Source organism: Glaciecola sp. XM2, from assembly GCF_018595715.1.
GTDB lineage: Bacteria > Pseudomonadota > Gammaproteobacteria > Enterobacterales > Alteromonadaceae > Glaciecola.
In genome coordinates this window covers 65,926-79,487 of sequence record NZ_JAHEOJ010000022.1, presented here as the reverse complement: position 1 = coordinate 79,487, position 13,562 = coordinate 65,926, and the positions used below count along the sequence as shown (strand labels likewise).

Sequence of the window (13,562 nt, the reverse complement as noted above, 5' to 3'; positions counted from 1 at the left end):
TGTAGTGGCAGAATAAACCCGTACACCTTTTTAAGTGGTAGCATTACACTTATAGAAGAGGTGTTCAATGGAAAAGAGAAAGCGCCGGTCATTCAGCCCGGAATTTAAAAACGATGCAGCTTGCTTGGTTTTAGATCAAGATTACTCATTTGCTGAAGCAAGTCGAGCGATAGAAGTTCACGAAAACACGCTGCGGATTTGGGTGAAACAACTTGAATCAGAGCGTATTGGTGTAACACCTAAATCGAAAGCCTTGTCAGTTGAACAACAGCGGATTCAAGAGCTAGAAGCTAAGGTTAATCGCTTAGAACGAGAGAAGTCGATATTAAAAAAGGCTACAGCTCTCTTAATGTCAGACGATCTGAACTCCACGCGCTAGTCGATCGATTGAGGGAGCATGAATCGACAGAGCTAGTGTGCTCGGCGTTAGGCTTGGGTGTGACGAGCTACTACGAGCGTAAAAAGCGCCGAAGATTGATAGATGCAAAGCGCCGTATTTTAAGAGCAAGAGTAAAGCGCTTGTTTGATAAAAGTCGCCAGTCAGCCGGTACGCGAACGATTGTTGGTATGCTGAGAGATGAAGGCATTGAGATGGGTCGCTACAAGGCCGCACGCTTGATGCAGGAGCAAGGGCTAACAAGTAAGCAGCCTGGTAAGCATGCTTATAAGCGAGTTAAAGTTGAGAGACCGGATATTCCGAACTTATTGAATCGACAGTTTGTACCAGAGCAGCCCAATCAAGCGTGGTGTGGTGATATTACTTATTTATGGACGGGCGATGCTTGGCATTATGCAGCGGTTGTCATCGACCTTTATGCACGTCGAGTAATTGGTTGGAGTCTATCAAAACGGCCGGATGCTGAACTGGCGGTAAGAGCGCTAGATATGGCCTATGAGCAGCGAGGCAAGCCACAGAGCGTGCTGTTTCACAGCGACCAAGGCTCACAATATGGTGCTCGTAAATTTAGACAGCGCTTGTGGCGATATCGCATGACACAAAGTATGAGTCGACGCGGTAACTGTTGGGATAATAGCCCAATGGAGCGAGTATTTAGAAGCCTAAAATCTGAATGGATGCCAACTATCGGCTATCAATCAGCAAATGAGGCAAAACGAGATGTGGGTTATTACCTGATGAACTATTATAACTGGGAGCGACCGCATCAATTTAACGATGGTCTACCGCCAGCGAAAGCTGAGAAATTAGCTAAATCGGTGTACGGATTTTGTTGACCACTACAAAGTTTCGTTGAAACAGTAATTGGTGATCTTAAAATTTTTGACATCTCTAGCTAGTTATAAGTGATAATTATGTCGTATTCGCGATTAACTTTAATGTAAGGGCATTTAGTACAACGCCCTTAGTCAACAACTTGCTAATTAACAACGCAAGATAGCAATCTATACTTCGTTCTGATCTTGGTGCGACCCTTTACACGTAAATCTTAGTTATCAATGCTAAATGAGATTTTTACCATGGAAGCTTTTGCCGCTTTAGTAAATACCTTGTATTACTTAAATAGCAGTAATGCCAAGGCTCAAGTGTTGATTGAGTATTTAGAGCACACAGAAGATCCTGAACGTGGCTGGGCTATCGCTGCCATGGCGGGGACCTTGTCGTTTGAATTTTTTAAACGCGCAACTATAAAAAACCTCATACTAGAGAAAGTCGACGCTGAGTTATTTGCTTTGAGCTATGACTACGTAGGCGAATTGAGTGAGACTGTCGCCCACCTGTGGTCTACGACACAGTCATCAATTTCAACGCAACAATACTTACCGGCTTTAGCGGAAATCATAGAACAGTTTCAAGCCTTGAAAAAGAAACAAGTACCTGATTATCTGTCCACCTTATTGGATAAAATGACATCAACACAACGTTGGGCTCTTTTAAAATTGGGCACGCGCGGGTTACGAATTGGAGTGTCAGCGCGCGCGTTGAAAAAAATACTCGCACAATTCGCGCAACAACATAACCAATATATTACTGTAGAAGATATTGAACAGGTTTGGCATGGCGTAAAACCTCCGTACATTGATTTGTTTGCATGGTTAGAAGGCAATGCAGCGAAGCCAGATATTACTGATCAACTCACCTTTCAACCGGTGATGTTGTCCCAACCGTTTCAAACAGAACTACTCAATACTATTGTTCCGTCGCAATGGTGCATTGAGTGGAAATTTGATGGAATTAGGGCTCAATTGTTAATAAACAAGTGTGGTGTGGCTTTATATAGTCGCACTGGAGATGACATTAGTGAGAGCTTTCCCGACTTGATCGAGAGAGTTAAAGATTCTGGTATCGTGGGCCGGTTTGATGGTGAGCTTATCTCCCTAAACCCCGGCTACACAAGCACCGGCGACGAACTGATTAACTATGAGGGCATTGCAAGTTTTAATCAATTGCAACAACGCCTGAACAAGAAAAAGCCGTCCAAACGTTTGCTTCAGCAGGTACCTGTTGGACTGATTTTATACGACGCACTCGAAATCAACGAGCAAGACCTGAGAAGCGTTGGTTTTGAGCAGCGACAGAAGATATTATCATCGGCATTAACGCATATTCTAAAAATATCGAACTCAAGCAACGAATCAACATCCAATAACCACTGTGGTCTTTTTATTTCAGAGCAGTTGCCTTTCACTAAAGTGACACAACTTACCGATTACAAAGAGCGGGCAACAAACATGTCAAATGGCTACATTGAAGGAGTAATGCTTAAGTTCAAGTCCGGGACTTATGTCTCGGGGCGTCCAAAAGGACAATGGTATAAGCTTAAACGAGACCCATTGGTCATAGATGCAGTAATGATGTACGCACAACGAGGTCATGGAAAGCGCTCAAGCTTTTATTCGGATTATACTTTTGGTTGTTGGTCTGAAGGCCAATTACTGCCTGTTGGTAAAGCTTATTCTGGCTTTACGGACGAAGAGCTTAAGAAACTAGATACTTGGATTAGGCGCAATAGTATTGGTCGTTTTGGGCCAGTTAAGGAAGTCAAAAAGGAGTTAGTCTGCGAGCTTGCTTTCGATGCCGTAAACGCTTCAAATAGACACAAATCAAAAGTGGCAATGCGCTTTCCGAGGATCAAGAGAATCCGCTGGGACAAACCTGCAAATGAAGCCGACACTTTAGAAAACTTAGCGCAATTAATTCGTTAATTTTTTGGGCTATTTGCATTCTGAGGTTGGAAAGTGCCTTTTCCGGTTTTTATCGATAAATCTAACACTGGTTGGAAAATAACTTTCTAAACTGGCTGTTCCAAGCCTAAATCGATCATAGCCGGTTCAACTTTTCACTCAAACAAAGGTACCTTTTTAATCTTAAAAATCCGATGAGTGATAGACGGCTTTGGGCAGTTAGGAGCCAGTCGTTTTTTAAGAAATATGACTGCTGAGCCTTCGAGAACCTGTCAAATTGGATTTTTGAGTTTTCGTTCTCTGGAGCGGACGTTCAAGCTAAAACGGCAATACTACACAAACCAAAATCAGGCTGCTTGTTCAGTCGTTTTCTAAGCGCTTGTTTGACATCCTTGAATGCCACTATTCAAGGATGAAGGAAGTGCTGGCAATACAGCAACAACAAAAGTACAAACGACGTCGCCCTGAAACTATCTTACTGTGTGAGTTGGTAGAACGTTACTACTCAGATTTTACCGCCACCCTAGCAGAGCAAGGCAAATCCTTGCCCAAGCTGTGGGGCCAGAAGAATGGCTGAAAGTGCAGCTATTATAATGAGTAGTGCATAGCGTTAATTCTTCTTATCCTCTAAGGGTTCGGAATTCCAAATCCTCTCTTACCGACCAATTCTATTTCCCCAAGTCTAAACAATGAGTGAGACTATTTACTTACAGTTTGCATTAATTAATAAGACACCAAACATGAGCAGTAGGCTGTGTGTATGGTGTCCAAGTCTCACGGTAAAAATTTTACCGATAATGAACAATCACTCGTTCGTTTTTATTCTTCAGAGAGTCTAAAGTCGAGCTGAATAGTATTAACGGCAGGTCTAAATGTGTCGTTAGGGAGATATCGCCACTTAGCTACTGCCATTCTAGCGGACTCATCAAAAACACCAGCTGGCTCTGAATCTACTACTCTAATTTCCTCAACCGTTCCGTTTTGTGAAACCATGTATTCCAAAACTACCCAGCCTTCTATGTTGTTTTGTGTGGCTGTTTCGGGATAACTAGGGTCTATTCTAACAATCGGTTTTAAATATTTTTCATCCACTGGTAACGATGTTTCTGCATTAAGTTGAGTGGTACTCATAATGCCAACAATTATAAGTAATGATAAAGTAAAAAAGCGGCTATATTTGTGCGCTTGCATAGCGTGATAAATACGTTGGGTTAACATAGTTTTTTCTCCTAATTTGACGAAATTGCCAAAATTTGTTGTGTGAATAAACGCGGGGCGAAGAGACGCTGATTTTATTAAGGCATCAGCGTACAGTTTTCTAGTGTGTCTATCAGCTGATGCAAGTACTGCTTCATCGCACGCAAGCTCTTGATCTTGTCTGAACAAATTAAAGGCAAACCAGGCTAATGGGTTGAACCAAAACATTAGCAGTAGCAAGAGAGCGATTTGATTCCAAATTAAGTCTTTTCTTCTAAAGTGCGTGTGCTCATGCTCGATAATGAGTCGCTGTTCTTGTTCGGAGAATATCTCTGAGAAGTTAGCGGGTAAAACTAAACGTGGGTGCAGAATGCCGACTAAATAAGGTGAGGCATCAGGGTAGCTATATTCTACATCGGGCAATTTCGTTGACATGAAACAACCCGAATCATTTTCATTAAAGCTGCTCTTCATATTAGCTACATGGGTTCTTTTGCGAATAAGTGTATGCTTAAGCACGATAAAACTATAAGCTACAGCTCCGAAGCTAAATCCAACAAAATAGATGATAGTAAAGAGGTCACTATAACTATGAGACAGAACCGGCGGGTTATTGTTTAACGGCGCTGTGACATTTACAACAAATGTGCTCGTGATATTTAAAGTAAATACTGCCGAAACAGGTAGCCCTAACAAGAATATAGCCAGGGGCACACTGCTCCATAATTGATATGTTTGACGTGCTCCAAACAGTTTTGTTAGAGGCCTTCTTGCCACAATGATAAATAAGCACAGCACCGAAAAGATGAGTGTGGCATCATAAATAAATTCAATCATCACGACGCTCCCAATCATTTATGAGTTTTTTAAGTTCGCGAATATCGTCGTCGCTCAATTTTCTATATGAGGCGAAATGCGCCACGAATGGGGATAGTTTGCCGTTGAATAGTCTCTGTAGGAAATGTTCACTCTTACTAGCGGTATAGTCCGACTTCGATACATTCACAAAATAGATATATTCACGCCCTTGTTTCTCAAAACGCAGTGTGCCTTTTTTCACTAGTCTATTTAAAAGAGTATTTGTTGTTTTGATGTTCCAATCTTTATCAAGACATGCATGAATTGACTTGGAGGACTGCTGATTTTTAGACCAGAGAATTTGCATGATATTTAGCTCTGCATCAGTAATATCATATTTCATTTTTTAAACTCTTACAGTTGTAGTATTTATAAATATCACACATGTAATATTTATTAGCAAATATTATTTACAAAGCTTTATATTCGACTCCACCAAAAGGGCTGATTTACAGGGCTCTTAAAACTATGTTGACTTACGTGATTTTACTTCAGGCATCGTTAAGTAGACACTTGACACGATGATGAATGTGCTAAATGGCATAAAGAGTATTTCAAATGAGAACGGGAATGCCATCAGTGCGCCCTAAGTAGGGGCTTTTCTGCGTATCATTTTGTTGAGAATAGACGGCGAATTTGTACCGATTATTAATCCATCCTTTTCGCATATGAGCGAAGCGACTTTTTTATTCGAAGAAGAATGTTTTAGCTTTTAATAAGAATTATCTCAATATGGCCGCTTTCTTAAATCGATAAGAAAAGGATTAGCCCGAAATGACTGCTTCTGGCACTAAACGCTCATTTGTTATCTTCATGCTCGTATGGCAGCAAATGCCGTGGACTTGCCCTTTGCGAACAGAACGTTTCCGGCTAGTAATTGATAGGCCGCACTTCTATGCAAGAAGAGCGGCATGCTAGCTTTTACTAGGAATCAATACCTTCTGATACCTCAAGTGCATCATCGACTTCTATACCTAGATATCTAACAGTACTTTCAAGTTTTGTATGACCGAGTAACAATTGGCAAGCTCGCAGATTCTTAGTCTTTTTGTAAATAAGAGAAGGCTTTGTTCGCCTCATTGTATGCGTACCGTATTGAGTCGCGTCTAAGTTTATCGATTCGACCCAATGGTCAACAATCCGGCTATATTGTCGCGTTGATAAATGAACAGATGCTTTCACTCTCGATTTGAATAAGTAATCACTTGACGTCAATTGGTCGTGTTGGATTAACTGTGATACAGATTCACGTGTGTTTTTCGTAATTTCGAACTGTACAGGTTGCCCGGTCTTTTGTTGAACTACCATTGCTCTGGATTGCACACTCAGTCCATGAGCAATATCACGTAGCCTCAGAGAGACAAGATCACAACCTCTCAATTTACTGTCGATAGCTAGGTTAAATAGTGCTAAGTCTCTAATATTACCTGCTAGCTCAAGACGGATACGAATAGCCCAGATTTGCTGAAGTTTAAGTGGGAGCTTTTGACCAACAAGCTTGTTTTTATTCCAAGGTTCCTTTTTCCTATAAACTGTAATTTGATACATGGTGTCACCTCTTTCATATTTGATTGATGTGGATGAATGACCACACATACTAAAGATGAGCTAAATATCATGTTAAAGACAATTTTTCGTTCCACTGATGGACTCACAGGGCATGAAGCGGACGTTGCAGTTTACAATCGCTATTACCGCTATGAGGGAATTAGGAGTCATAGCCCTTCCTTACGCTCCACCCCAAATGCACGCCAAAGCAGTCATACTCCGTTCAATTATGTGCTAAGATTTTATCTCATGCATGTAAGATTAGGATGAACAGTGACAGACTGTTCTGTAATCCTCTCCTAAAATCAGAAAGCGGTCACTAAGGTAAGTGATGATGATGTTAGATGCGCAGCACGTATTTACTGAAGGCAATATTGATATCGCCTATTCGTGGTTGTGTAAACAGCGTGCTAATTTTCCGCCTAATGCCGATATTTGGCACTTGCGTTTTCATTGGCACTCACAGCGTCAAGCGCTTCTTGAGTCACTTCACACACACGACTACACACTGTTGCCGCAGAGCGTGGTGACAAAGGCCGATGGGTCAAGTATTCACTTGTGGTCATCATGCGATGCACTGGTATTAAAAATGTTAGCCATGGCGCTTGCAGACACCTTGGTATTATCTACTAACTGCACGCATGTGAAAGGGCATGGCGGATTAAAAGCCACTGTTAATACCTTGCACTCAGCATTGCCTGACTATACCTATGTCATGAAAACGGATGTAAAAGGATATTATGCGTCCATTGACCACACCCTATTGCTTAAGCAACTAGATGAAGACATTGGCAACCCTTTCATTTATCGATTATTGGCGCAATTTGTAAAACGAAGTGTTGAAAAAGGCGGCACGTTTAAGGCGGTACAGTGCGGTATATCAAGGGGTTGTTCTTTGTCACCGGTTATCGCAGCGTATTATGTGAACGGCTTGGATAAGCAAATGGAAGCAGATAAACGATATTTTTATCGCCGATATATGGATGACATTATTGTATTAGCCAAAACACGTTGGCATCTACGATGTGCAATCAGGACGGTCAATCAACATTTTAATGCATTGAAAATTGAACAAGCGCCCGATAAAAAATTTATTGGCCGGATTGAGAAACAATTTGATTTTTTGGGATATCGTTTTGGCCTTCCACATTTAGCCGTGGCACAAAAAACAATATCTAACGCGGTTAATATGGCTATTCGGCTTTATGAGAAAAAGCAAACGGCCCCTAAAAGAGCCGTTGCGCTTGATGACTATTTTATCCGCTGGTTACGATGGGTAGTGGCAGGGATAGATGATAATTCGATTAAACCTTTCTACGTCGTTGGGATACTAACAAACCAGCTATACCCATCACCATTATAATCGCGACATTCGGTGACGAGACCTCGACAGCTTCCCATACTGCATATGTGTAATCGGTGTCTTGATCTAAATCAACTAACGCAAAACGCAGAGTTGAGAACACCCTATCATCAATCTCATCATCACTGTTGAATGACGTAGCAAGTTCTATTAAATCACTACTACCGACAACAAACCCCCACGGTGTATACACACCACAAGCCCTCAAATCAACGCACCCGTTTGTCAAATTAGGAACATTGTCAAACTCTCCATCGACCCCGTCAACAAACACTTTCTCCAGCAACGCTGTGGACGCTGCCACTGCATCCGCTTGTGTATTAAACACAAAATCACCCGCATCATCGCAGCCATTAAATAACGCTACACACGTGCCATCTTTAAACCTTACATTGTAAAACGAACCGTTTACGTTAACGTTATCAGCGCCTAACAACGATATAACATCGCCATTATCGTCTTTCTCCGTGATAAAAATAACCGTAGCATGAGATACTGAGACGAACGTCGTTATTACTATGGCGAACACTATTTGTATGATTTTCATTGATACTTCCTTTCCCTTGATGTTTAGTCTTTGAGAAAACTTATTTTTTTAAATCTACCAGCAAATATAGTGCCACCTAAAATAATCAAACGATAACAATGACTTAATCAGGCGTCTCCTTTTCAATCACACAAATATGTAAAAAAACCTGACACGATGGTGCGTGACAATTACCTTGCGCTTGCGTGAAAGCGTTTATGAAATATAAGCGCGTGATTAGACAAATCGCGCCAATGACGCGATGCATTGAGTGAAGTTAATAACGATATAAAAAGAAATAGGCCTGTGCTTTACAAACAGAGCTGCGCCAATGAAAATAGAAATAAGGGCTGACAGTTTGCTTCCATTCATGATTGAAAGTGTTTGAAATATAACCATTAACAACGATGCACGATCAAAAAAAGGGTAGAGTCAGGAAGTGACTATGGCTTTTATTGGGCAGAGCTGTCATTCAATTCCGTTAGTTTAGATTATCAAAATTGCTGAAATAAGACTAATTTGCAGAAAACTGCTACGTCTCCTAATGCCCAAAGCACTTATTCGGATGAATGTTGGTGAAGGTCTGCAAATGCCGTAATTCAGACCTTGATATGACCTTTCATAATCGATGGTAATTAGCTTAATACTTTCTTATACTCAAGGCCTAAAAGCGTTGTAACTAATTCGAAAATAAAAACATTAAGAAGAAATGCATGACTTCAGATAAACGGGTGATGAATACAACAAGACGTAGCTTCTTGAGAATTGGAGCTGTTTTAAGTGCTATGGCAAGCGTTGGCAAAGCGACTGCTATGTCGGCGGTCGCGCCCTCATCATCAGCTGAGGTCGTAGTTAAAGATATAAATCCCGGCAAGCCTTTTATTCTGACAACTTGGGACTTCGGTCCCGATGCAAATGCATTGGCTTTTAAGATGTTGACTGAAGGTAGATCATCGCTAGATGCGGTCGAGGCAGCTATAAATTATGTCGAATTGTTACCTGATGAATACTGGGTTGGTTATGGCGGTGTGCCAAATGAAGTTGGCGAGACAACTTTAGATGCCATGGTTTTATGGGGACCAACCCACGATGTCGGAGCGGTCGGTTGCCTCAAACGAGTTAAAAAAGCGATATCTGTAGCGCGGGCAGTCATGGAAAAAACGCAGCACAGTTTGATTGTTGGAGATGACGCGACGCGGTTTGCAGCGCGCATGGGCTTTGAGGAAACTTCTCTTACCAACATTACTTCGCAAAAGCGCTGGGAAGAGTGGGCAAAAAAGGGAGAACTGTCCGATGCCTTCAATCCAGAACCATTTTCGGAAGATGCATTGCAAGGGCATGACACGGTTGGCTCAATTGCACTCGATGCTATGGGCCAGTTATGTGTTGGTTGTTCCACAAACGGAAGAGAATTCAAAATTCCAGGCAGGGTTGGCGACTCGCCTATTGCTGGTGCTGGAGCTTATGGCGATCAGGCCGTTGGTGGTGCGGTGGCAACGGGAAATGGCGATGTTATGATGCGTTTTTTGCCAACGTATCATGCCGTAGAACTTATGCGTCAAGGAGTGTTACCCGAGAACGCCTGTAAAGCGGCGATAAAACGAATAACTGATCGCGGATATAAATTTGGCGGAGGAATGGCGGCTATACGTATTGATGGAGAACACGGCGGAGCGCAATCTGGTTGGGAAAATGAAGGTTTCAGTTACTCAATTCAAACAAAAGATACAGCAACTAAATTCCCCGTTGTATGAGACCTTATAGTATTCGATGTGAAAGAATTTTGATTGCTGAATATATAAATTGCACCTAAATGCAGATTATCTAAATTAGGTTTTTTTTGATCACATAAATCTATGAAAGGCGACCAACCCTGACCGACCGCTCATGCCGTTCAGTTGTCTAAGACAAGATTTGCGGTAAGGCCGCCTAAATAAAATTTTAGCAGTTTGCAGACTATTGCAAAAATGACTTAATGGGCAGCTTTGAGCGCTCAGGGTTTATGGGCTTCTAATTCAATTTCTATCATGAATTCAGGCAATGCCAGCTCTTTGACCCCAAGCCAAGAACCTGTCGGAAATTGCTGCTTGTATATCGAAGTGCGGTATTCTGCGTTTTCAAGAAAAGTTGACATATCTGTTGTGAAAATATTCTCAACAACAACATCATCAAACGTACAGCCGTAATGCGCTAGAACCTTTTCAAGGTCAGCATAACAGTTTTTCATTTGTTGTCCTAAGTCCCCGATTGCCGTTGGATTACCTTCATTATCCATACTCACCGCTCCAGAGACTTTTATGCTACTGCCAATTTTAACCGCGTGTGAATAGCCGTAAGCATTCTCTACTTCGGGTCGAAGAAGAAAGAATTCAGGTTTAGTATTAGTGTTGTCAGTCATTTCTAATTCCAATTTATAAATGTTCACAAAACATCAAGCGTCTTTGAGTATTGGTAGAATAAAATATTACTCTTTCCTATACAACAGGGTGTATTTTGTAGATTTTATAGCCGCTATTGGCACATTTTCTCGTACAAATTCGGGCGGCGTATGTCCCCTTATGCCGTGAACTTGTCTGTCAAGGTCATTCTTTGCAAAGCAAATTGATTCTCTCCCCTCTGTAATTATCAATTACAGAAACGACGCTGTTGAATTGATATGTTGAAAAGACACAATCACCCTCTGGCATGAATTCAGTAATAAATTCAACGTAATTTTGAAAGTGTTTTCTGTATTCCTTATGGATAAAAAAGAACACTTCCCCACTTTTCCTATTTTTGTATTCTCTTACCTCATACTCATCACCCAATGGCTTATATTTATATGTTGTTCTTCTTAGCTTAAGTGCTTCGCCCGGCATCATTCCTGTTTGAGATACGAACAAGAGAAGCTCTGCATCAATTCGGCAGTTTATAATCCGGTATTTTTTGCATTTTGAAAGGTTGCTCGAGACAAAATTTTTTTCAAATGTTAGGTCAATTGTTCGAGATAAATGCTTAAAGGGCACAATTACTTTAGGTTTTGAATCACAAAGGGTATCTCTGTTGATTCCAGTAGCTAAAGCATATATAAAACGACCAAATAGAAATGATTCCTCGAGATTTTGCTTCTCCGCTAATCTACCGGTAGCTCTTTTTGCGTGCACCGTTTTAGTCAGTCGTGTCTTAAAGATAAAACGCTCGCCGTAGGGAATCTCAAATGTAGAGCCAATAAATCCACTTAGCCTGCTTGCAATCCCATGCGCTGTATTTCCTGACATTTTTCTGTTGCGTTTGGAGCTTGAAACGCGGTCTAACCAAGCAGCCCATTGCAGAAAATTAGACTGTAAAGTATCCTCTGAAGCAATTAGATTGTGTGTATCTATGAACTGATACAAACTTCTAATTGCACCAACTATATTTTTTACTGATACATACGAATCTCCGCGCGCTAACCGACTCTCAGCTTCTTCTTTAAACTTTTGCAATAGCGGCTCTCTAAGCATCAAAGGTTCGCCAAGTTTTCCTTCTTCTACTTTCTTTCTGAAATATTGGGATTTAAATTGAGACCCACCCAAATATAAGAAACGAGTGAGATTAAACATTGAGCGGTCGCGAGTTCTTTCATGGTCAATTTGCAAATAACTTAAATTCATACAAGAAAATCATTTATGTCAGTGAGCGCACCGGTGAAAACCTTGAAGAACTCGTCATTAATTTGCTGTTTAATAGGCTGGAGCTCCAGAAAACGAACGTACTTCCAAGTTGTGCTAGCGTCACGATGGAGCATTGCGTTTTTTACAAAGTTGAGTGCTGATATTTGAGAGGGAAGGTACTTCAATGCTAAACCCATCAAACGGGTACCAAATGTCGCTCTTGTCTGGTGAAATTTGAAGTTATGAAACTGGCCTAGCCCATCAGATATCATTCTTCGTCTAAGGTCACTTATTAACTTAGTAAAAGTTGACTCAGAATAGGGGTTACCTTTTGAGGTAATAAATAATAGTGTTTTATCTTCATCACGAGATATAGCTTGTCGTTTCAGGCGTCTTGGCGAGTAAGCGTATTTAGTTAATCTGTTTAACAAAGATTCAGCTATTAAGATTTCGCCCTCAACATCGAATTTTGTTTTTATTGAGGTACCGGGGCCCACCCGCATATAGTAAATGTTTTGATCAGCATCTTTTCTAACCATATCTAAGTCTTGAATTCGAATAGTTCTTATCGTTTCACTTCTTGCGCCAGTAAATAAACCAATCATAATCATGAGTGATAACTCCTCGAACTTATTCACGGACAAATATGATATCAACGTGTCTGTATTCTCAACTGATATAGGATATAGACCGCCTTCCACACTATTGTTTTGAGCCTTTCTATTCTTAATTGCGGCTTCGCTCGATAATGCTGTTAAGGTTCTTTCAAACCCAACAGTTGTAACAAATTTATGCGTCACTAAGCTATCATCCCAGAGACTTTTCTTCTCTATTTCTTCATTATGTAACGCCCATCTATAAAAACGTATAACTGCTTCCATCCTTTTGGAGACGGTACTTGGTGATAAACCTTTCTGATCACGTTGGTCTATCAGAAAACCTCGGTATTTAAATATGACTCTATCCTTCTTTCTTCTCGGGAAATCTCGCCAGTCTTCTTTAGATTCCTCAAGCCAACGCGCATAAGCAAAAAGGTGGTTCATGTTAGACACTATCGTGCTTATTTTCTTATTACCTGAACTGAATTTATCCAACGCATATCTGTTCGCTGCAGCCCAAGGTTCACCATTAGAAAAAAATATTTGAGGAAAACTTTTCCAGACTTTTTTATCTAATGGTTCCCATGATGATGTTTCCGGATCAAATGTATGATGTTTAATATTTATTCGTTCTAGGTGAGTCAAGTATTAGATCCATATCGTAATAACGGGAATTTATTAATTAATCTAGCATTTCT

12 protein-coding genes are annotated in these 13,562 nt (G+C 40.9%); 5 read left to right on the top strand and 7 right to left on the bottom strand.

All coding sequences use genetic code 11. The annotated features are described in order from the left end of the window. Positions 1-67: 67 nt before the first annotated feature. The 3 genes from KJ365_RS10005 (at position 68) to KJ365_RS09995 (ending at position 3,718) form a co-directional block, all read left to right on the top strand. Positions 68-1,233, top strand: a protein-coding gene (locus KJ365_RS10005) for an IS3 family transposase (RefSeq protein WP_214449580.1) whose coding sequence is annotated in 2 segments (ribosomal slippage) — positions 68-326 and positions 326-1,233 — 1,167 coding nt in all. Because the reading frame shifts where the segments join, the coding sequence is not laid out codon by codon here. A gap of 243 nt (positions 1,234-1,476) precedes the next feature. Then, complete coding sequence (locus tag KJ365_RS10000; protein ID WP_214451519.1) at positions 1,477-3,162, top strand: cisplatin damage response ATP-dependent DNA ligase; 1,686 nt, start codon at positions 1,477-1,479, stop codon at positions 3,160-3,162. 400 nt (positions 3,163-3,562) lie between these two features. Next, positions 3,563-3,718 carry a hypothetical protein gene (locus KJ365_RS09995; RefSeq protein WP_214451518.1) on the top strand — a complete coding sequence of 52 codons (156 nt, stop codon included), beginning with the start codon at positions 3,563-3,565 and terminating at the stop codon, positions 3,716-3,718. Between the two features lie 242 nt (positions 3,719-3,960). Here the strand turns inward: KJ365_RS09995 and KJ365_RS09990 are convergent, their stop codons facing one another. From KJ365_RS09990 to KJ365_RS09980, 3 genes are all read right to left on the bottom strand, one after another. Continuing rightward, positions 3,961-5,175: a TonB family protein gene (locus KJ365_RS09990; RefSeq protein WP_214451517.1), complete on the bottom strand. Its 1,215-nt coding sequence runs from the start codon at positions 5,173-5,175 to the stop codon at positions 3,961-3,963. After that, positions 5,168-5,539 (bottom strand): BlaI/MecI/CopY family transcriptional regulator, encoded by a 372-nt coding sequence (locus tag KJ365_RS09985; protein ID WP_214451516.1) that lies wholly within the window; start codon positions 5,537-5,539, stop codon positions 5,168-5,170. Before KJ365_RS09985 ends, KJ365_RS09990 begins: the two co-directional genes overlap by 8 nt. Positions 5,540-6,120: 581 nt before the next feature. Continuing rightward, positions 6,121-6,744, bottom strand: coding sequence for a tyrosine-type recombinase/integrase (locus KJ365_RS09980; protein WP_214451515.1), 624 nt, complete (start codon positions 6,742-6,744; stop codon positions 6,121-6,123). Between the two features lie 331 nt (positions 6,745-7,075). On the opposite strand from KJ365_RS09980, the gene KJ365_RS09975 reads away from it, so the two are divergent. Continuing rightward, positions 7,076-8,107, top strand: coding sequence for a reverse transcriptase domain-containing protein (locus KJ365_RS09975; RefSeq protein WP_214451514.1), 1,032 nt, complete (start codon positions 7,076-7,078; stop codon positions 8,105-8,107). Here KJ365_RS09975 and KJ365_RS09970 read toward each other — a convergent pair. Continuing rightward, positions 8,049-8,654 (bottom strand): hypothetical protein, encoded by a 606-nt coding sequence (locus tag KJ365_RS09970; RefSeq protein WP_214451513.1) that lies wholly within the window; start codon positions 8,652-8,654, stop codon positions 8,049-8,051. The genes KJ365_RS09975 and KJ365_RS09970 overlap by 59 nt on opposite strands. 692 nt (positions 8,655-9,346) lie before the next feature. Here KJ365_RS09970 and KJ365_RS09965 point away from each other — a divergent pair. Next, the gene (locus tag KJ365_RS09965) at positions 9,347-10,387 is read left to right on the top strand and encodes a glycosylasparaginase (RefSeq protein WP_214451512.1); all 1,041 of its coding nucleotides are present in this window, start codon (positions 9,347-9,349) and stop codon (positions 10,385-10,387) included. Between the two features lie 239 nt (positions 10,388-10,626). Here KJ365_RS09965 and KJ365_RS09960 read toward each other — a convergent pair whose 3' ends face one another. The 3 genes from KJ365_RS09960 to KJ365_RS09950 all read right to left on the bottom strand — a co-directional run bounded on the left by KJ365_RS09960 (position 10,627) and on the right by KJ365_RS09950 (position 13,509). Then, on the bottom strand, positions 10,627-11,031 hold the full coding sequence (locus KJ365_RS09960; protein ID WP_214451511.1) for a RidA family protein: 405 nt from the start codon (positions 11,029-11,031) through the stop codon (positions 10,627-10,629). Positions 11,032-11,215: 184 nt separating this feature from the next. Beyond that, positions 11,216-12,265, bottom strand: coding sequence for a hypothetical protein (locus tag KJ365_RS09955; RefSeq protein ID WP_214451510.1), 1,050 nt, complete (start codon positions 12,263-12,265; stop codon positions 11,216-11,218). Beyond that, complete coding sequence (locus KJ365_RS09950) at positions 12,262-13,509, bottom strand: tyrosine-type recombinase/integrase (protein ID WP_214451509.1); 1,248 nt, start codon at positions 13,507-13,509, stop codon at positions 12,262-12,264. Before KJ365_RS09950 ends, KJ365_RS09955 begins: the two co-directional genes overlap by 4 nt. Positions 13,510-13,562: the final 53 nt, after the last annotated feature.

What these genes read in the sequence shown, in the direction of transcription:
- KJ365_RS09955 (WP_214451510.1), bottom strand. Translation starts at nt 12,265, where the DNA reads ATGAATTTAAGTTATTTGCAAATTGACCATGAAAGAACTCGCGACCGC.
- KJ365_RS09970 (WP_214451513.1), bottom strand. Translation starts at nt 8,654, where the DNA reads ATGAAAATCATACAAATAGTGTTCGCCATAGTAATAACGACGTTCGTC.
- KJ365_RS09960 (WP_214451511.1), bottom strand. Translation starts at nt 11,031, where the DNA reads ATGACTGACAACACTAATACTAAACCTGAATTCTTTCTTCTTCGACCC.
- KJ365_RS09990 (WP_214451517.1), bottom strand. Translation starts at nt 5,175, where the DNA reads ATGATTGAATTTATTTATGATGCCACACTCATCTTTTCGGTGCTGTGC.
- KJ365_RS09985 (WP_214451516.1), bottom strand. Translation starts at nt 5,539, where the DNA reads ATGAAATATGATATTACTGATGCAGAGCTAAATATCATGCAAATTCTC.
- KJ365_RS10000 (WP_214451519.1), top strand. Translation starts at nt 1,477, where the DNA reads ATGGAAGCTTTTGCCGCTTTAGTAAATACCTTGTATTACTTAAATAGC.
- KJ365_RS09980 (WP_214451515.1), bottom strand. Translation starts at nt 6,744, where the DNA reads ATGTATCAAATTACAGTTTATAGGAAAAAGGAACCTTGGAATAAAAAC.
- KJ365_RS09975 (WP_214451514.1), top strand. Translation starts at nt 7,076, where the DNA reads ATGATGATGTTAGATGCGCAGCACGTATTTACTGAAGGCAATATTGAT.
- KJ365_RS09965 (WP_214451512.1), top strand. Translation starts at nt 9,347, where the DNA reads ATGACTTCAGATAAACGGGTGATGAATACAACAAGACGTAGCTTCTTG.